We start from the raw sequence: 19479 nt of genomic DNA on the forward strand, positions 1-19479 counted from the left end.
AACGACCCCTAACTTAGCCCTCGACCAGTATTTGGATAAGTGGGATAAAGCGGCATGCGGTATTGAACGGATCGGGACAATGGATCACGCCAGTCTGAAGGAACTTGAAGCAGCCATTGCGATTGCCCGTCGCGGAACATTCCGCGCAGCAGCCATTGATCTGGGCATATCGACGACCGCACTGAGCCACACAATCGGCAGGCTCGAGGCAGGGCTGGGTGTGCGACTGTTCAACCGCACCACACGCAGCGTGTCGCTAACGGATGCCGGCAGGCTGTTTGTGCAGCAGGTCGCGCCATCGCTTCAGGATCTCCATGCCGCATTGGATCTGGTTCGCTCGCAACGAGAGACACCCTCCGGAACGATCAGGATCAATGCTGCACCCTTTGCGGCACGCGCCATCATCTCACCACTCGTTCTTGAGTTCCTGCGACGCTATCCCGATATGAACATCGATATCGTCACCGAAGGAAAAATGGTCGATATCGTCAGAGACGGTTTTGATCTGGGCGTCAGGGTTGCAGGTCTCGTTCCCAGCGACATGATTGCCGTTTCGCTCGGCCACCCTCAACGACACGCCGTGGTCGGTTCTCCTGAATATTTCGATCAGCATGGCAAGCCCATCGTTCCTCCTGATCTTCTGGGTCACAAATGCATTCGTGTTCGGTTGCCGGACGGCTCGTTGTTTAGATGGCGTTTTGAAAAAGACGGCGAGCAGGTGCAGATCGATGTGCGGGGCGCGATTTCGCTCGATGAAGCCAGCCTTACGCGAACCGCTGTCATCGAAGGTGCCGGTCTGGGCTACCTTTTCGAGCAGGATGTTCTTCCAGATATCGAAGCGGGACGCGTCATCCGTGTTCTGGAAGATTGGACGCCACCGTACCCGGGGCTCTGCCTTTACTATCCCGGCCGCCGAAACCTGTCGGCGGGCGTGAGAGCGTTTCTGGAACTCGCTCGTGAACTCTCAAGATCCGCAACTGGCCGACATTAGGGCCAGTCGTTTCGTTGCAATCGCTGTTCAAGTATGAGACCCGCAAGTAGGCACGGATGTTCATAATTTATCAAAGGGTTTTCCCGCCATGGGCGCTGTCTTTGTGAAGAGCAAATCCTGACTTTGCCACTGCTCCTCGAAATTTGCGATAGACCTAGCGCTCATCTCTGGATCAAGGGCACCGAGCTCTGCTGAGATCGCCTCCACAAGGCTGATACCGGGTAAAATCGTGGTATAGAACGAAGTGCTTTCTGCTGGGGCTAGAAGGAGATAGTCAGCATTTTCCCTCAGGGCATCGACGGCAGCATCCGTGATTATACACGTCGTCGCACCGCGCTCTTTAGCTTTTCGAGCTGCCCGAATGGCGGAGTTATAAAGCCTCCAGAAGGTGATGATAACAACGACATCACCTTCTTTCACATCGCCCAGTGCGTTAGCGATCATCACACCATCCGTGGCCAATTCCATACGATAACCGCAAAGCGTGGCGTGGTGCGCAAGGATGTTGGCTATGGATGCAAAGCTGCCGGACCCAACCACAATGCGCCGTTTGGCGTCTGCAACAGTTTTTGCAACGTCACGGACAGACTGTCTGTCCGTGCGCCTGCGCAAGGCTGTCAGTTGCTCGATCTGACGGTTCAATGCAGCATCGAAGGGACGCTCGGAACCGGTTTCCTGTTGATGCACAACACTCACTTCTGGGGCCGACAGCTTGCTCATAAAGCGGACACGGATTTCCTGTCTCAAGTCAGGCCATCCAGAAAAACCAAGGCTTTGAGCTGTTCGCGTAATAGTCGCTACGTTGACGTTGGCTTTTAGTGCAAGCTCTGCTGCAGATGCAAAAGACGCATCTCTGGGATCGTTGATCACCGCTTGAACAACTTGGTGCGCGGCTGGCGTAAGCTCATGCTTTTCATCGAGGTTGCGAAGCCAGTCTTCCAGTGACTGCACAAATTCGTCTGCAGCGTTTTTTGCATATTGCATTTTTAAACTATCCTGTGCAAAAAATATTGCGTGGCAAAACATTGCGCACGCAATCTGCATAAGCGCGGCAAGCAATCGCACTATATAATGGGAACTGGAAATGTATAACACTGCTGCAAGACTGGAGAGGCTGCCTGTTGGCCGCTTCCAATACAAATTGTTGATGATGGGCGGCCTTGGCTACATGTTCGAGGCATGGGACGCGGGTATTATCGCGTTCCTGCTTCCTGCGTTGCGTGCGCAGTGGCAGTTGACGAGCCTTCAGGTCGGTTATCTGGCGAGCAGTACCTATGTCGGATTTCTCATCGGTGCTTTAATCGCAGGAGCGATTGGCGATCGGTACGGCCGCAAAAATGTCATGCTCTGGGCTCTGGTGCTGTTTTGCCTTGCTAGTCTTGCAGGTGCTGCGGTTAATGATTGGCATCAGTTTTTCGCAATTCGTGTCATCGGCGGTATCGGCATGGGTGCGGAAGCCGCGATCATCGCGCCGTTCCTTTCGGAATTCGTTGGCGCCAAATATCGCGGCAGGTTTACCGCGTCGCTTGCAGCCTTTTTCTCCTTCGGCTTCGTCATTTCGGCGGTGCTCGGCTATTTGCTGGTACCGACGTCCGAAGATGGATGGCGGTATGCCCTGATCGTCACGGCCATGCCTGTCATCATCGTTTTATGGTGGCGCCGCAGTCTGACAGAATCGCCACGCTGGCTTGAGAGCCAGGGCCGGCATGACGAAGCCAACGAAATCGTTACGGCGATTGAAGAGGACTACCGCAAACGGGGTGTTTCCCTTCCCGCAGCCGCTTCCGTGCCACAGGTTGCAGCAACACCGAATACGTCCCTGTTCGCCAATTTCAAGACACTTCTGTCACCGCGTTTCTTACGGATCACCATCATGACCTGGCTTTTGTGGGTCTCGGTCACCTTCAGCATCTATGCGTTCATGACGTGGATTCCGAGCCTGTTGGTAGAACGCGGCATGACGATGACGAAGAGCTTCTCCTTTTCGATCCTCATTTATGCGGCGCAAATTCCAGGCTATTTTTCCGCAGCATGGTTTTGCGAAAAGATCGGTCGCCCCTACACCATCGTTCTTTACATGGCGTTGGCCGCTGTATCTGCTCTATCGCTTGCTTTCGCCAACGGTGACACTCAGGTTATCGCGCTCGCGATGACGCTTTCCTTCTTTATCAACGGCGTTGCGGCTGGGGAATATGCCTACACACCAGAAGTGTTTCCCACCCGTATCCGCGCGACGGGTGTTGGTACCGCATCGGCAATTGGGCGAATTGGCGGCATCGCAGCACCAATCCTCGTGGGCGCAGTTTACCCTATCGGTGGTTTTGTGGGCGTCTTCGGCATGACGACAGTCATCCTGGTGATCGGCGCTGCGTCAGTTTTGATCCTGGGAATTCCGACGAAAGACCGCTCGCTGGAAGAAATTGAAGCTGAAGAGTTCAGTGGAAGCTCCAAATAACACGCCGTCTCATCGGGAGCGACGGATGTCGCTCCCGGCTTGGGAAAGGAACAGACATGGAAAATGACATCTCGCTTTACGGGGCAATGAGAAAGAGCAATCAGCCTCAGCCCTTCTTTCAGGCGCTGGACGCGCTTCTGCAGCAGCAGGTGGGGCATATTCTCTTCACGCTTCTGGCGGTGGATGGCGGTGAAGTTGTGCGCATCTATTCGTCCGATGTTGACCATTATCCCGTATCCGGGCGCAAACCCATGACCGATACGCCATGGGGGCGTCATGTGATTGGCGAACAGAAGAGCTTTCTCGCCAAAGACATGGATGACTTGAAATGGGCTTTTTTCGATCACGAACTGATCGCGAGCCTCGGCGGTGGCACACAGATCAACGTACCCGTCGTGTTCAATGGCAAATGCGTCGGGACCATCAATCTTACCCACAGGGCAGGTCACTACAACGAGAGCCATCTTGCTCGTGCAGAAGCCTTCGCGCCTTGGCTCGTCCCCTATTTTCTGCAAGCCGCGCGGTAATTTTAAAAACCATGCCGTATTCACAGCGGCTCGAATGAAAGCAAAGACTGATGACGACGATTCTTCTAAAAAATGCCTGCATCGTTGACGGCTCACAGAGCAAGCCAACTGCTCCGGTCGATATCTTTATCCGGAACGATCTCATCGTTGACGTAGGCAACACTATAACAGAGCCAGCAGACAGGATAATCGATCTTGCAGGCAAGACCGTCATGCCAGGCCTGATCGATGGGCATGTCCATGTCATTGCTACGAAGCTTGATCTGGGTGCGAACGCAGATTTGCCCAATTCATTGGTCGCATTGCGATCGGCCAAAATCATGAAGGACATGTTGATGCGTGGCTTTACCACGGTCCGTGACCTTGGTGGTGCCGATCATGGTCTGGTCGAAGCACTGGAAGAAAAAACAATCGTCGGTCCACGATTGATCATTTGCGGCAAGGCACTGTCCCAGACTGGTGGTCATACCGACTACAGAGGCCGGTTCAATCGTCGTTCGGTTGAGCACTATCCAGATCAACTGGGAGCTTTGGGGCGTATTTGCGATGGTGTCGATGCGGTTCGTCTAGCCTGTCGTGAGGAAATCAAAGGGGGCGCACAGTTCATCAAGCTCATGGCAAATGGTGGTGTCTCATCCCCGACCGATCCTATCGCCAACCTTGGCTTTTCGCGCGATGAAATGCTTGCTGCTGTCGAAGAGGCAGAGAATGCCCAGACCTACGTCGCCGCTCACCTCTACACAGATGCTGCCATTCGCCGTGCTGTCGAATGCGGTGTTAAATCCATCGAGCATGGCAATCTGATTACGCCTGAAACGGCGGAACTGGCGCGCGAACGTGGAGCATTCGTCGTGCCGACCAACATCGTTTATGATCGGCTTGCCAAGGATGGCGCCTCACTCGGGCTTCCACCCGTTTCTGTCGCAAAGATTGAAGACGTGCGAAGCGCGGGCTTCAACGCACTCAAGGTTCTGCATGAAGCAGGTGTAACGATGGTTTATGGCACCGACCTTCTCGGAGAGATGCATGAGCATCAGTCAGAGGAATTTGTCTTGCGGGGTCAGCACCTCCCCGCTGCAGATGTCATTCGCTCCGCTACACTCGATGCCGCAAAGGCCCTGGGTTACGAGGGCAAGCTTGGAACCGTCGCTGCTGGCGCATTTGCGGACCTTATCGTTGTCGATGGCAACCCGCTTGAAGACCTTTCTTTGTTGACCGGCCAGGGCCAGCATATGCCATTCATTTTAAAGGGCGGCGAATTCGTCAAAGGTTCTTGATTTCAGGCGCAGTGCTTGTCTTTATTTGCTCCGAGGATGACTAACCGGTAACGAGCACTATCGAAGAGATAGCTCATGGATTTCGTCTCAATAGCTTAAACTGACCGCCAGCATTGTAGAGCAATTTTGCCACCTCAACGCCGCCGCGGAATATGGAACGGGGAGATTTTCATGAGCATCGATTTCAACAACGGTATGTGGCTAAACGAGCCACAGAGCTGGAAGGCGGACGACGGTGGCTTGACCATCGTGACGGACGCCAAGACTGATTTCTGGCGCGAAACCTATTACGGCTTCACCCGCGACAGCGGCCATTTTCTAGGCTTTACCACTGGCAGCAGCTTTACCGCCGTTATCCGTATTCGCGGCGAGTTTCGCACTCTTTACGATCAGGCTGGTCTGATGGTTCGCATCGATGACACGAAGTGGGTAAAGACCGGGGTTGAGTTTACGGATGGCGAGCTTTTCCTCTCAACAGTCGTAACCAATGGCAAGTCGGACTGGTCGATTTCGCAGCCATTCAAGGAACTTGAGGATTTCTACATCCGCGTCACCGTCAACAATGGCGCAATGCGGATACAGGCCTCCAGAGACGGAAAATTCTGGCCCCTGCTGCGGCTGGCGCCATTCCCGATCGCGGAACGCTATCAAGTTGGGCCGACCGCCTGCACGCCGGAACGCAGCGGCCTTTCTGTAAACTTCTCGGAGTTTTCGATCGGTCCGGCAATCACCACCGATCTCCACGATCTGACCTGATGATAGCCAATGGCGATGGGCATCGAGCCGATTTTGAAGGCTAGTATTTTCTTTGTCTCATGAAGTGCGACGGGCTAGCCTCTTCAGATGCCGAGTAACCATTCTGTGTTGATCCTTATCTGTGCCTACACGAATGCCAGCCCGCATCGGACTGCTTTCACCGGTTCGCACATTATTCTTGAAATCTCTTTCGGCTCCAATTAATAACATGACAAATTTTGTATAGATTGTTATTCCTTCATAAACTTGCAGGGCCGAAAGATCGAACTCGAATGGGCAATAATACCAATCAGCTCGATACTGCATTCCTCAGAATTCAAGACATACTTCGTCATCGCATCCTTCGCATCGTCCACGAGCACGCTCTGGCTGAAGAGATCGTTCAGAACGCCTACCTGCGCGCTCGGACCGCCTCAATCCTACACCCGCTGGAAAACGCAGAAGCATTTTTGTGGCAGACAGCGAAAAATCTGGCCATTGATCATTGGCGTAAGGCCAAGGTCAGGTCGATTTACGAAGCCCGGAATCTTGATGAAAATGCGCTACACAATGTTGCTTCCACAGAGCCGTCTCCCGAAGCTATTGTCATTCAACGAGATTTGCTCCGCGCATTTTCCAAGGCCCTGCTGAAACTTCCGCAGCGCACCCAGCAGGTCTGGATATTAAGTCGGGTCGATGGCATTTCCTATCCGGAAATCGCAAAGCAGCTTGGCGTTTCACAGAACACTATATTCAACGACATCAAATTGGCGATGGGCGTGTTACTTGATCTCAAATCAAGGATCGATCCTCCTTGAAGTCGGCACCAAACCTTTCCGTGTGTTTTTTTGTGAGATCGCCAGTTATGAAACGTCTAGGTACATGTGGGAACATCCGGTTCGGAAGGCATAGATGGTTTCGATGAATGACAACCTCTCGGATCACGGTGACTACAAACATGCCGACCCCGTCACGGATCAGGCGTTGGAGTGGTTTATCACCATCAAAGTCGGCGGTGAGCCGACGGCTGCCGAGCTGGAGACGTTCCAGGTTTGGTTGGCGGCCTGCCCCAGCCATGCAGATAGTTTCGAACGGGTGAAAAATCTTTGGACCTTTCCTGAAACACTTGTTGCTTCAAAAAGACTTCAGGACGAGTACGACACGGTTGGATCAACGACTGGCAGCCCTAAAGAGCCGACCAATCATGCAGGCGTTCGACGTCGGTATGCATTTGCCGCTGCAGCTTCGATCCTGCTGATCGCTGGAACAAGCCAGATGATGCTGGTGTTTCTCCGGTTGCCGACAGCCGATTTTACGACACAAGTCGGGGAAATCAGCACCGTCCAGCTTCCCGATGGAACGACCATGCAACTCAATTCAGACAGTGCCGTTGCGCTGGACTTTTCCGCGACGAAGCGTGGTGTCCGCATCATTCAGGGTGAAGCTTGGTTCGATGTCGTCCACAACGAAACTGCGCCATTTCGCGTGAACGGACAATTCTCCACGACAACGGTTACCGGCACGGCATTTGATGTGCGGGTCGGCACGAATAACGATACCGTCAAACTCGAACGTGGCTCGGTATATCTAACCCATAAGCGCGAAGAGATCCGCCCCGTCCATCTTTTACCCGGGCAAACGGCACGGGCAACGGAGCAAGGTATATCGGACGCACTGCCCACCGGCAATGATGAGACGATGGCATGGCGCGAAGGCAGAATCGTCTTCACTGAAAAGCCTCTTCGGGAGGCCCTGGACGAAATCTCCCGCTACTGGAATTCGCAGGTCTTCGTTTTGAACAGATCAATCCTGGATATACCTGTTAGTGGAAACTACAGGGTTGAAAGCGCCAAGGATGCGCTCAACGGCATTGTCAGTGCTGTCGGTGGTAAAGTCACCTTCCTGCCAGGCGGCATCACAATCATTCGTTAAATACTCAACTTTTTTTGTGAGATTCATTCTCCTCTTTCGTCAATCCCATTGAGGCGTCGTGATCAGCGGCGCGCTTGTGGATTTATAAGGGCGCGCGCCTAGCGCCCTGGACATGGGGACGACAGTGAATAGAGGTTTAAAGCGCGGAAAGAGTTTCGCGGCGTTACTGGTTACGACAGCGGTTATATCTACCCAACTGATCCCCACAAACTCTCATGCCCAAGACATCATTACAGAAAATACAGTGGTGTTCGCCATAGAGGCGCAGCCACTGAACGCAGCCCTCAACACATTCATCCGGCAGAGCGGCTGGCAGGTTGGTTATGCGGCAGCTGTCATCAGCGGTAAGCGATCAAGCCCAATTTCGGGCAGGATGGCGCCACTCAAAGCTCTTGAGGCAATGTTATCAGGCTCAAACGTCACGATCCGTTTGACCGGCCCCAACGCGGTAATGCTTGCTGGGGCATCAACTACCGAGCAGGCTTCTGACGGTTCGACTGTACTTGAAACGATTGTGGTCAAAGGCGCGCGCAGTGGCGTGGGCCTTGGCACTGGGAGCGTTGCTGACACAGGTACCAGCACGCTTTACGGCGGCCAGATTACTGCGCGCGCGGAAGGCAACGATGCCAATGGTATCCTTCGCAACCTTCCAAACGTCCAGTACCAGAACGATGTTGACGACGACGCCGGCATCACAGACCAGAGCGTCATAGACTTGAAACCTCGTGAGGTATCGATCTCAGGCGCACGTGTTTATGAGAACAACTTCATCATAAACGGTATGGAAATCAACGACGTCACGGGTAGTCAGGAGCGCTATGGCAGTGAGGAATTTGCAACGACTGAATCGCCGCCAAATGCAGACCGTGTTTATGGGCTGCATTCTCAGACAATATTTGTACCAACAGACTTTATCGAAGAGGCAACAGTCATCGATAGCAATGCGTCTGCCAAATACGGAAATTTCCAGGGCGGTGTTGTTTCGTACAAGTTAATGGATGCGCAGAAGGACCGTTGGATACGGAGTGCGAGCATCGATTACACCTCAAGTGATTGGACGAGTTTCAACCTTGCGACTAAGGACGGCCTGAATCCAAACAGCGTCGCCCGCAATGAATTTATCAAGCGGCGATCATCGATTTCAGCCAGTGGTCCGGTGACAGACAATATTGCCATCCTGGGCCAGTACAGTAGATCGAGCGCCTCCACACAGAAGGACAAGGAATATCGATACACAGAGACTGACCGCGTCGATGAAGACTCTCAGAATGATTTCTACAGAGCGCAAATAAAGGCCGACACGGACTTCGGAGATTTCACTCTGGAGGGTGCCTATACGGATTATGATCAAGCCTGGGAAAGCGCGACATGGCGCAACCTGATTTTGAATACCGAGACCCGGAGCCTGACAAGCAAGTTAGCACATCAATACGAATTCGGGGACGTCAACCTTGGCGGTATTCCTTTCTCCAATGTCAAGCTGGCCTCAAAGCTAACTTATGGAAAGTCAAACACACTAAACGACATGAACGGCAATGTCGCCAGAGCCTTTGTACAACAGACTACGCGAAGCTCAAAAAATGGCGGCGGTATTTTCACCTCAACGGAGCTATCCGACTGGTGCCGGACAGACCCAACCAAAACGACTACCCGCTGCTACGACGGCGCAATCGGAGACAAAGAGCAAGGCCAAGAGCAACTTGGATGGTCCGAAAACCTGACGGGTGATATCTGGAATGGTACGTTTACCGTTGGCACAGAATACACCCATACGAAAGCTTATCGCAGGCGCCCAGAGGACGCTCTATACTATGGCGTATACACCTCACTTGGCGACGTTTCGAGCACGATCCCAGGATTTACTTGCAACACCAATGAAGAGTGCAGCCGCGAGCAGTTTGCAAGCACCAAGACGGTCTACCAGGCATTTGACATCAGAGCCGAGCTGAACGAGTTCAACACATATGCAGAGATTGAGCAAACCTGGGATTGGCTGAACGTACGGGCTGGAGCAAGACTCTCCTACAACGATTATATGAAAAATCTCGACATTTCACCTCGCCTGGTCGCAACCGTGACGCCCTGGGAGGACTTTTCGCTCTCCGCAGGTGTCAACCGGTACTACAATGCGCAAAGCCTCGCTTTCGCAATCCGCGATCAGCAGCCACGACCACAATCATACACACGCGTTCAAACGGGCGGAGTTGTCGGTGATACCTGGAAACTCGCTGCGATCGCCGGAAATTATAGCAACAGCGCTTCCGATCTAAAAACGCCATACACGGACGAGATCACTTTTGGTCTATCCGGCAAGGATCCAATTTTTGATGGCGATTGGCGGCTGCGTTTCCTTGACCGCCGAGCCAAGGACCAATTCGCTTCAGAGACCAGCGGACCCAGTGGACAAGGCCGTATTCTCACCAACGACGCCTATGGCGCATATCAATCTGCGAGCGCCGAATATTCCAAAGAGATCGACGTCAGCTCCATCAGTAGTATCGAGCGGCTTGGCTTTGACGCGTCGGTGACCTGGTCGAAAAGAGAGGTTTCCAATGACAGCTACTTCGAAGACGATTTCGAAGACGATCATATCTGGTACAAAGGCAAGTCCTACACCCAAGCCGGTTTCGGTGTCGTAACAGGCAACATGGATATTCCGCTCCGCCTCCAGACCGGGCTTTCCAGCACTTGGTTGGATGACAGCCTTCACATAGACGTTTCTGGCAATTACAATCTTCGTTATACCGGCGCCAAAAATACCGACAAAACCATTATCGTCGATGGAATGTCTCACGACATTTACGAAGACTTCGAGTTTGACGCAGCATTAACGGTTGATCTGTCAGCCGACTACACCGTCTATAAGAAGGACGATGCCAGCCTCGTCTTCAATGTCAAAGTCAACAATCTGTTCGATGAAACAGGCAACGCCACTAGCTCGAAATCGAAGCCCTGGATAATCGGTCGTACGGTCTGGGTCGGCGCCAAGGCGACGTTCTGATGATGAAAATTGTTAGTCTCGTTGTCACAGCGATCAGCCTCACTCTTATTTTTTCGCAGACCACTTTTGCAGATGAGCCAAAATGGGATCCCCGCCTGACACGGGGAACGCTCGAAAACGGACTATCCTACATCATCTATGATAGCGAAAAGTTGGAAGATCCCTTCAACATCCGGCTGATCGTGCATGCGGGTTCCGTCGATGAGGAAACGCCAAGCGGCGTTGCGCACATACTGGAACACATGGTTTTTCAGTCGAGCGTGGCGCATCCTGAAACATTGCACCGTTACTTCCAGCATCTCGGCTGGCGGACAGGCGTTCAGGTCAATGCTGTTACCCGAGAGACCGAAACCCAATTCATGCTGCGCACACGCCCAAACGATGCGCTCGACCTCGAGGGCTCTCTAGCGCTTGTGTCTGACCTCGCATTTGGCTCGAAATTGCTAGAAGCAGACTGGGAAAAGGAACGATCCGTCATCCTCGAGGAACTGCGTCAGGGCAATAGCGTTGCTGACCGCATAAGCCGCCAGAAGAAGGCCGTCTTGCGCGCCGGGTCACGTTATGTCGACCGCCCGACAATCGGCACGCGTGACGGCATAGAAAAGGTTTCCATTGCCGACATCCGTGCATTTCACAAGCGATTTTACGTAGCCGCCAACATGACTCTCATTCTGTCCGGTCGCATAGACAGGCAGATTGCCGTGAATGCCATCGAGCGGCTTTTCGGTTCCGCGCCAAAGCAGCCACGCCCGGATCGCCCCTATGTCAAGCTTCCGCTTAGGAATGGTATAACGACGGGACTGGTCCAGGATGAAGAGGGCTCCTCGTCCCAGGTGACCTATGCGCTGCGCATACCCATGCCAGATCGCAAAAGTGAAGATGGCCAGATCGCGTATCTACAAAACTATTTCCTGATACGCCTCATCCGAGACGCCGTTCAAAGCCAGGGCCTTCACTTCCGTCATGCAGTCGATGGTCTCGCATTTGTCGCGCAGGAGACGACCGAAGAACGGTTGATATTGGCTTTCGATGCCCGCACGCACGATCACGAAACAGCGTGGCCAATCCTGCTAGAGACGGTCGAGCGGTTGCGCCGAAACGGGGTTTCCGGTGATGGCTTCAATTCATTGATGGCGAATGCGCGGCGTATCAACACAAACAATGTTGATGCCGCGCGAAAAAGAACTTTCGCCGAATGGGAGGATAAAATTGCCTCCGCTGTGCTTACCGGGTCCGTCCTTGAAGAGCCGCAGGCGCGCACCGCGAAAACGGACACCTTGTTAAAGCGCATAACACTTGAAGGCCTTAATCGAAGGATGCAGGACATGCTGTCTTCGCCTGATAAGGTCCTATTTTATCAGGTTCAAGGTAACGTCACGCGGGTACTGCCCACCGTTGACGAGATCACAGACGCAAACACACGGCTGAGAACACTCGATTCACTTCCAGATTTGCCAGCCATCGTAGAGACACCGAACGCGGCAAAAGCGAATGAGCCGCCAAAATGGCCACAAGAGGCTCAACTGCCACGGAACGGCAACATTACTTCTGAAACCCACAACAAGGTTCCATCTATCATTGAATGGCATCTTTCAAACGGCGATAGAGTCATATGGCTGGAGCGACAAACTCCGGATGGCAAGATCTACGTGTCGGGGCAGTCCCATCCAGGTTACATGAACGCCGAATTCGGCAGCATCATCTCACAAACCGCCATCCAGTTATGGCAGCAGAGTGGCTTTCACTTTTGGTCACAAAGAGAATTTGATCGCTGGCAACAATCACAAAAGCAAAGCTGGAGTTGGGTTCTCAAAAAGGGATCGCTCGATATCGCAGTCGCTGCTCAGACGGACCAATTGCCTTTGCTTCTCGAACAATATGCTTCGAGTGTGGCATTCGGCACGGTTCGAGACGAAGCATTGGACATATTTCTTAAACAGGCAGCACCCCTCGCACACCCCGACGACTACACGCAGCTATTGTATGGTACCGCTGCTAAAGAGCTGTCCGCCATCGACATCAACACCGTGACGACAGAGGGCCTGGCGACTACCGCTCAGGGTTTTCTATCGGCACCGGTCACATGGTTTGTGGTCGGATCCACTCCGGACGACACCATAAAGACGGCCTTTGCCGAGATAATTGGCGCGGTTTCGCGCGCAAAGCCACTATCCAAGATGCCAGCGCTTCAACGCAATGGAGTTCATACGGCCAACATCGAAACATTTGATACCGATAAGGCACGTGTGAAAATGTCGTTTTTTTCACCGATGAACTGGACACCAGAGGGTGCATTTATCGTCTCGACGCTGACGCCATTAGCCCAGCAAGCGCTGAAGAACAAACTGAGGCTGGAACTGGGCGGCGTTTATTCCGTGCAGTTCGACCTTGAACTTGATCCTGACTCAAACCGGATCATCGGCAATCTGTCATTCGAATGTGCACCTGAAACAGCCAGTAAACTGGCGGACGCCGCTATCGGTGTGATCAAGACGATGCCGGAGTTAGCGTTGAATGCGGATGTCAATCGAGTTCAGGCTGACATTGCGTTTGCTGAACTCGGCCGACTTGACGACCCGAATACTTTGTTACGCAGACTTGCGCTGAGCTATCTCCGATACGGCAATGGGGGATATCTTAACCGGGTGCAAAGTCTTGGTAAGCGCATCACCCCAACCTTGCTGGCAACCCACGCCCGCGGCGCGTTCAGCACGGACAACATCGCAGTGTTGATTCAAATGCCGAAGCGGTAGCGGAATATCAGTGGGGAGATCGAGACATCAATGGAATTAGAAAGAGAGCCATGGCAAGTGAACTCAGCCTCACCGCCAGGCTACGCATACCTGATGGATATGTTGATCCGGGACAGCGGAAGAGCAATGGTGGTCATCACAGCACCTATATTCACACACCTATTCATCTGGTAATCCACCCGTTTTTAATCGGGATCGGCAGTAGAATTCATGCTGCCATTTTCAGCTTTTGCCTCGGAGTGATAACGCCCGTGGCCATATCGGGTAAATCAGGGTTGTATGTCCAGCGCGATCGTGTGGCGTAGTCCTGCGCCTGCTTGATAGTATCAAACTTGAAGCATCCCAGGCATTCATGCCTGACCGTGATGTCAAAGCGCTCGATTTAGGCGTTTTGCGCCGACTTTCCCGGCTGGATATGGGCGATGGCGATGTTCCGCTTCTTGGCTAATGCCAAAAGTGTGCCGCTGATGTATTAGAGCCCATTGTCCGCCCGAATTGTATCCGGCTCTCCGCGCCATTCGATGAACCGATTGAGGGATCAAACGACCCACCCGGCTGCCAAGAGAACTAGACCTCTTTGCCCAGTCTTTGGCTGTCGTGGCCTTGTCCGATGAGCGCTCCGATCCGTCTGGTGCCAGACGATGACACCAGACGGGCTTTTGCGAAAATGTCCCCCCAAGGGCATGGACGCGCTGTTCAGAACTTCGTGGCGAAATTGACCCAGAAGATATCGCCCTGCGACCGGTTTTCCGCCACCACGTCATGCTGCCAGGAGACACCGAGCTGCATGCCGGGATTGAAGCTGTATGTCAGGGACGGACCAACCGCGAAGCCCTTGCCTCTTTTGCCATCGGCGGGGGCCGTCGGTCCGCTATCATCGGTTAGCTGCTGCAAATAGTAGCCGACGGCGCCCACGCGCAGCTTGTCGAAATTCCAGCCGAGAGCATAATCGATGACCAGTTCGTTGCCGGAAGTATAATCTGTATCCGTGTTCTCGGTGTTAAAGATCACACGGGCGACACCGCCAAACTCGAAGCCCTCAGGGTCGGTGTAATGATATGCGACGGTGGGTTGAACCGACCAGTGATTGGTGCCGATATTGACGAGTTCCGATACATCGTAACTGCCGGTGGGCATAGCAATGTCGAGACCCGCGACAAACGTGTTGTAGCGATCCGGATGCCAGGCGAGACCACCGGAAACAATAATATCGGCCAGCGCAGTGGATTTGTCGTGCCCAAACGGCAAGGACATGTCGAGATGGACGACAGGCACGACAAGCTGTCCCCAAACGTCGGCACCAGCGATGTTGATGTCGCTGATATAGAGAAAGCGCGATGTCTCCGCCAACGCCTTCACCTTGAAGTCGATCGGTATCCTGTCACCGTTTGAATCGTTTGTCCGGTCAGCGCTGTAGTAGCTGATCTGCGACACGAAATAAAAGCCGGGAAATGGCGGCATCCCACCGGCAAAGAACTGTGCCGAACCCGGCGAATACTGTGTGTTTCCGTTCTCGGCCGCCTGCGCAGAAAGTGCCGTCGCGGATACGACGGCAGCGAGCCAACATGTATTCAATTTCATTATTCATCCCTCCTCACATGAACAATGACGATGGTCTCCGCGCGAGCGGCTAGTCGGATACAAATCGGCGCACGACATCATTCCCGCGTCATGCGAGTTTGGCCGTACAATTGTCTGCAGCCTGCCCCCTTGGCGTCCACCTCGCCCCGAGCGCCTCAAGTCCCATTCAAAGGAACTGGAAGTCGCCTGAAGCAGCAATTATGGTGACACTTGACGGATGTAAAATGGTCAATCGCAATACGACGTATTCGTTGAATTAATACGCAGGCCGATAATATTGATCAGACGATCTGAACTATCGTTTCGCCCGGTTGATCTTTGCGGGCAAGTCGAACCGACTCGAGGAGTTGCTCGCGAATCCACGCCAACGCTGGGTCACGTGTTCGATAACTGTGCCACTGAAGCGATTGGCACAATGTCGGGAAGGCAAAGGGCGGCTCGACCACCCGAATACCACCAACGTTCAACAAGACATCCGCCAGACTTCGCTGAACCAGCGCAATTCTTCGACTTCCTCGAACAAGCAGTGGCAACGAGGAAAAGAAATAGGTTGTTGCCTCCACCCGGATCTTGATCCCGGCTTGATCGAAGGCGCGCTGTGCGAAGCTCTCGCCGCCATTGGGCGGCTGCATGACAATATGCCCCGCCGCCAGAAAATCCGCCTGCGAGATCTCGCCCTCGCCGAATGGTCCCTGTGCGTCGACGATACAACAGATCTTATCCTCCAGCAGCACCTCCGTCGGGTGACTGGTGGAACAGAATATGGTTGGCGCGATCAAGAAGTCTGCCTCTCCACGCTCCAGAAGAAGATGCGGCTGATTTTGCTGGGGTTTGAGATGGATATGAATGCCGGGTGCCCGGATCGCCAGCCTTTGCAAAAAGTTGGGCATGATGGTGAGAACCGTATAGTCCGAGACGATGAAGCTGAAACTCCGGGACGCATCCTCGGGAGCAAACGATGGCGTCGACACGACAGTAGCCTCGATACGCACAATGATATCACGCAACGGCAGTTCAATTGATGCTGCCAGGGGTGACAACTCCATTGATCGCCCGACCTGGATCAGAAGGGGATCGTTGAAGTAGTCCCTCAGCCGCCCCAGCGCGTTGCTCATCGCAGACTGTGTGATGAACATTTCATCCGCCGCCCGGCTGACATTGCGGACCCGGATCAAGGTGTCCAGCGCGACAAGCAGATTGAGATCGAGATTCTTGAAGCGCATCGCAAACTCCTCCTAGATATTGATACTGTAAATACAAATCATTCATCGAAGCAATTTTGTAAACGGTCTGATTGTCGTTAAATCTTCATCTGGGAGGAGATGTCACCGCGTGCCAAATGCCGCGCCGTGACGAGCCTGCCGTTGTGGAGATCGCTGGAGGCGGCGACGAGGAGCTCAAATGTTTAAGTACTTTCCGACCAATTATGTCTGGAACCTGTCCGTCGATCTGTCGATCGAGATGGGGGCCCGGATGGGGGAAATCGAGGAAATGTGTGCCCCTTTGCAGGAGGCAGCCAATGCGCCGGATGCGGCCGGCACACAAGCCTTCCGTGAAACCTGGATCCGGATGGCGGACAAGCTGATATCTCTTGCCGACGAGGACAAGGAAAAGGACCGGCGGATTTCTGCGGGTGACAAGCTGATCCGTGCTGCCAATTATATGCTGACAGCCGAGCGCTTGCTTGCCCATGGCTCGGAAGGTCGTGTCGCTCTCTACCGGCGTTTTCTCACCGCCTTTGAAGAGGGGCTGTCCCTCACCGGTTCCTCCTGCCGTCGCGTTGAGATTCCCTATGAGGGAACGCATCTTTCTGCGCTCTATGTTCCGGCGGAAGGCGTTGTCGGCCCGGCCCCCCTGCTCGTCCAGGTCAATGGTCTCGACAGCACCAAGGAAATGAAATTTCTGGTTGGTCTCCCGGCCTGGCTTGCCAAGCGCGGCGTCGCATCGCTGCTGGTCGACCAGCCAGGTACGGGCGAAGCGCTTCGCCTGCAGGGGCTGACGGCGCGCTTTGATAGCGAACATTGGGCAAGCCGCGTGGTCGATTGGCTGGAGGGACAATCAGAGATCGACCCCTCGCGTATCGGCATGGAGGGTGTGTCCCTTGGTGGCTATTATTGTCCGCGCGCCGTTGCCTTCGAGCCTCGCTTCGCCTGTGGCGTGGTCTGGGGTGCCAATCATGATTGGCGTGACGTCCAGAAGAAGCGTCTCGCCCGCGAAGGCAATCTGCCTGTTCCTCACTACTGGAGCCATGTCATGTGGGTGTGGGGTGCCAAGGACATGGATGAATTCATGGACATTGCCGAGAAAGTTCATCTGGACGGCATCCTCGACCGCATCCGTGTTCCCTTCCTCGTGACCCACGGCGAGAAGGACAGCCAGATCCCGCTGCGCTGGGCGCAAGCGACCTATGACCAGTTGCTCAACAGTCCGAAGCGCGAGCTGAAGATATTTAATGCCCGCACAGGCGGCGTCCAGCATTCCAGCTTCGACAATTCCGCCAATGCTGGCGCTTATATCGCGGATTGGGTGGCAGAGGTGCTGGGCGGAAATACAAACGGGAGGACGGCTGCATGACTATCAAGGTAATGATGCTCGGCCGCAGGCGGCCAGGACAGACACTGGCTGAAAACCGTAGCCACATGAAAGATGTCCACGGCCGCCTCGTACTCGACTACATGGCAGCTGACGCCGACAACGCGCCGCGTCGCTACGTGCAGAACCACGCATTTGACGGCATTTATGCGGGTGGCGAGGGACAGGTCAAAGTCTTCGCCCTCGGTTTGGACTTCGTGACGGAAGTCTGGTTTCCCGATCTGCCGACGCTGAAAGCCTCACGAGAAACGCAGTTTTATCTGGAGCGCCTGCAGCCCGACGAGCCACGTATGGTGGATACGGCGACTGTGATCGGTCTCCCGGTTATGGAAGAGATCATTGTCGCTCCCGCGTCACGCGATCATCTCATCAAGGTGTTCCTGACCTGGCATGGCACCAAACCCACCGTTGCGGCCTTGGCCGACGCGCTCGGTGCGTCGCTCGACGGCGTTCTCGGGCAATGCCGCAATACACCCGCGGTTCCCGCACAGATCGAGGCGATCGACGAATTCTGGTGGCCAGGCGAAGCCGATGGCATCGCATTCGCAGAGGCGTGCCGCGACGCGATCCACGCACGCCTGCCGAACGATCACGCCAATTTCACACTGACCATTGCCCGCGAATTTGTTCTCCATGCCGGATGAGCGAAACCGACCCAAAAAAGGATTGCCCATGAATATCATCGGTCCCGATTATCTCGTCTTCGGCGTTGACGACATCGCAGCCTGCAGTGAATATCTTACCGCATTCGGCCTCAAGCCGGTCGACGTGACGGACAAAGGCGGTCTCTTTGAAACGCTTGACGGCACGGGCATTGTCATTCGCCACAAAGCGGATCCGTCGCTACCGCCTCCGCTTCCGACCTCCAACATGTTGCGCCAGCAGGTTTACGGCGTTCGCGCTGCGGAGGACCTGGATGCCATAGAAGCGGAATTGTCCAGCGACCGTCGTGTAACGCGCCTGTCCGACGGGTCCATCGAATTGAAGGACGATCACGGTTTCGAGCTGAAGTTCCAGGTGACAATCCGCCGCGAACTGAGCATGCCGGCGGAAAAGATCAATGCTCCTGGTGCACCCGCGCAGCGTGGACCGAACGAAATTGGCGTCTGGGAGGAGATGCCAGCACTGCCGCGTTCGCTGAGCCATGTCGTGCTGTTTGTTCCAGACATTGACATTGCAACAGGCTTCTACTGCGACCGCCTCGGCTTCGTCATCACGGACATTCTATCAGGAGCCGGTCCGTTCCTGCGGCCAAAAGCAAATGACGACCATCACACGCTCTTCTTCATTCGCACACCCGAATACATGAAAGGATGCGAGCATCTCGCCTTCCACATGGGCGGCCCAACCGAGTTGATGGTCGCAGGGACCCGTTTCGTCAAGAAGGGCTATCAGAGCTTCTGGGGCCCGGGCCGTCACAAATTCGGATCGAACTGGTTCTGGTACTTCAACAGCCCGCTCGGCTGTCACTTCGAATACGACGCCGACATGGACAAGCACGACGACGCGTGGGTGGCCCGGGAAGCCCCGATGGGTGCCGAATCCTCCCAGATTGTGTTGTTCGAGATGCGCGAGAAGTGGGCTCCTTCCGGCGGCCCACCCCCAGGTGCGAAGGGCTGAGCAGGACCGAGAACC

Annotated in this window: 16 protein-coding genes and 1 pseudogene; 13 read left to right on the top strand and 4 right to left on the bottom strand. The window is 54.2% G+C overall.

Features of this window, described 5'->3' with window-relative positions:
- Positions 1–79 precede the first annotated feature (79 nt).
- Positions 80–991, top strand: a complete 912-nt coding sequence (locus IFT53_RS15270) for a LysR family transcriptional regulator (RefSeq protein WP_192065870.1) — start codon at positions 80–82, stop codon at positions 989–991.
- A gap of 60 nt (positions 992–1051) precedes the next feature.
- Here the strand turns inward: IFT53_RS15270 and IFT53_RS15275 are convergent, their stop codons facing one another.
- Positions 1052–1975, bottom strand: coding sequence for a MurR/RpiR family transcriptional regulator (locus IFT53_RS15275; protein WP_192065872.1), 924 nt, complete (start codon positions 1973–1975; stop codon positions 1052–1054).
- 100 nt (positions 1976–2075) lie between these two features.
- On the opposite strand from IFT53_RS15275, the gene IFT53_RS15280 reads away from it, so the two are divergent.
- From IFT53_RS15280 to IFT53_RS15320, 9 genes are all read left to right on the top strand, one after another.
- Positions 2076–3446, top strand: coding sequence for an MFS transporter (locus IFT53_RS15280; RefSeq protein ID WP_192065874.1), 1371 nt, complete (start codon positions 2076–2078; stop codon positions 3444–3446).
- Positions 3447–3502: 56 nt separating this feature from the next.
- The gene (locus IFT53_RS15285; protein WP_192065875.1) at positions 3503–3973 is read left to right on the top strand and encodes a GAF domain-containing protein; all 471 of its coding nucleotides are present in this window, start codon (positions 3503–3505) and stop codon (positions 3971–3973) included.
- 50 nt (positions 3974–4023) lie between these two features.
- Positions 4024–5250, top strand: a complete 1227-nt coding sequence (locus tag IFT53_RS15290) for a metal-dependent hydrolase family protein (protein ID WP_192065877.1) — start codon at positions 4024–4026, stop codon at positions 5248–5250.
- A gap of 171 nt (positions 5251–5421) precedes the next feature.
- Positions 5422–6006, top strand: coding sequence for a DUF1349 domain-containing protein (locus IFT53_RS15295; RefSeq protein ID WP_192065879.1), 585 nt, complete (start codon positions 5422–5424; stop codon positions 6004–6006).
- A gap of 272 nt (positions 6007–6278) precedes the next feature.
- Positions 6279–6803, top strand: a complete 525-nt coding sequence (locus IFT53_RS15300) for an RNA polymerase sigma factor (protein ID WP_192065881.1) — start codon at positions 6279–6281, stop codon at positions 6801–6803.
- 94 nt (positions 6804–6897) lie between these two features.
- Positions 6898–7917 carry a FecR family protein gene (locus IFT53_RS15305; protein WP_192065882.1) on the top strand — a complete coding sequence of 340 codons (1020 nt, stop codon included), beginning with the start codon at positions 6898–6900 and terminating at the stop codon, positions 7915–7917.
- Positions 7918–8041: 124 nt separating this feature from the next.
- Positions 8042–10918 carry a TonB-dependent receptor gene (locus IFT53_RS15310; protein ID WP_192065884.1) on the top strand — a complete coding sequence of 959 codons (2877 nt, stop codon included), beginning with the start codon at positions 8042–8044 and terminating at the stop codon, positions 10916–10918.
- A 2-nt stretch (positions 10919–10920) separates the two neighbouring features.
- Entirely contained in the window at positions 10921–13671 is a 2751-nt protein-coding gene (locus tag IFT53_RS15315) for a M16 family metallopeptidase (protein WP_244656349.1), read from the top strand.
- 50 nt (positions 13672–13721) lie between these two features.
- Positions 13722–13976, top strand: coding sequence for a hypothetical protein (locus tag IFT53_RS15320; RefSeq protein WP_192096937.1), 255 nt, complete (start codon positions 13722–13724; stop codon positions 13974–13976).
- Here IFT53_RS15320 and IFT53_RS24145 read toward each other — a convergent pair.
- The 3 genes and pseudogenes from IFT53_RS24145 to IFT53_RS15330 form a co-directional block, all read right to left on the bottom strand.
- Positions 13880–14209, bottom strand: a pseudogene (locus IFT53_RS24145) (integrase core domain-containing protein); the annotation flags it as partial. The gene IFT53_RS15320 and the pseudogene IFT53_RS24145 overlap by 97 nt on opposite strands.
- 158 nt (positions 14210–14367) lie before the next feature.
- Positions 14368–15252: a SphA family protein gene (locus tag IFT53_RS15325; RefSeq protein ID WP_192065888.1), complete on the bottom strand. Its 885-nt coding sequence runs from the start codon at positions 15250–15252 to the stop codon at positions 14368–14370.
- Between the two features lie 281 nt (positions 15253–15533).
- On the bottom strand, positions 15534–16475 hold the full coding sequence (locus IFT53_RS15330; protein ID WP_192065890.1) for a LysR substrate-binding domain-containing protein: 942 nt from the start codon (positions 16473–16475) through the stop codon (positions 15534–15536).
- Positions 16476–16653: 178 nt separating this feature from the next.
- Here IFT53_RS15330 and IFT53_RS15335 point away from each other — a divergent pair, with 178 nt between their 5' ends.
- From IFT53_RS15335 to IFT53_RS15345, 3 genes are read left to right on the top strand one after another with little or no spacing between them, the layout of a single operon-like run.
- Positions 16654–17826 carry an alpha/beta hydrolase family protein gene (locus IFT53_RS15335; RefSeq protein WP_192065891.1) on the top strand — a complete coding sequence of 391 codons (1173 nt, stop codon included), beginning with the start codon at positions 16654–16656 and terminating at the stop codon, positions 17824–17826.
- Complete coding sequence (locus IFT53_RS15340) at positions 17823–18488, top strand: EthD domain-containing protein (RefSeq protein ID WP_192065893.1); 666 nt, start codon at positions 17823–17825, stop codon at positions 18486–18488. Before IFT53_RS15335 ends, IFT53_RS15340 begins: the two co-directional genes overlap by 4 nt.
- A gap of 28 nt (positions 18489–18516) precedes the next feature.
- Positions 18517–19464: a VOC family protein gene (locus IFT53_RS15345; protein WP_192065895.1), complete on the top strand. Its 948-nt coding sequence runs from the start codon at positions 18517–18519 to the stop codon at positions 19462–19464.
- The last annotated feature ends 15 nt before the right edge of the window (positions 19465–19479 follow it).

This window comes from Rhizobium sp. CFBP 13644 (genome assembly GCF_014842165.1).
Lineage (GTDB): Bacteria > Pseudomonadota > Alphaproteobacteria > Rhizobiales > Rhizobiaceae > Agrobacterium > Agrobacterium tumefaciens_C.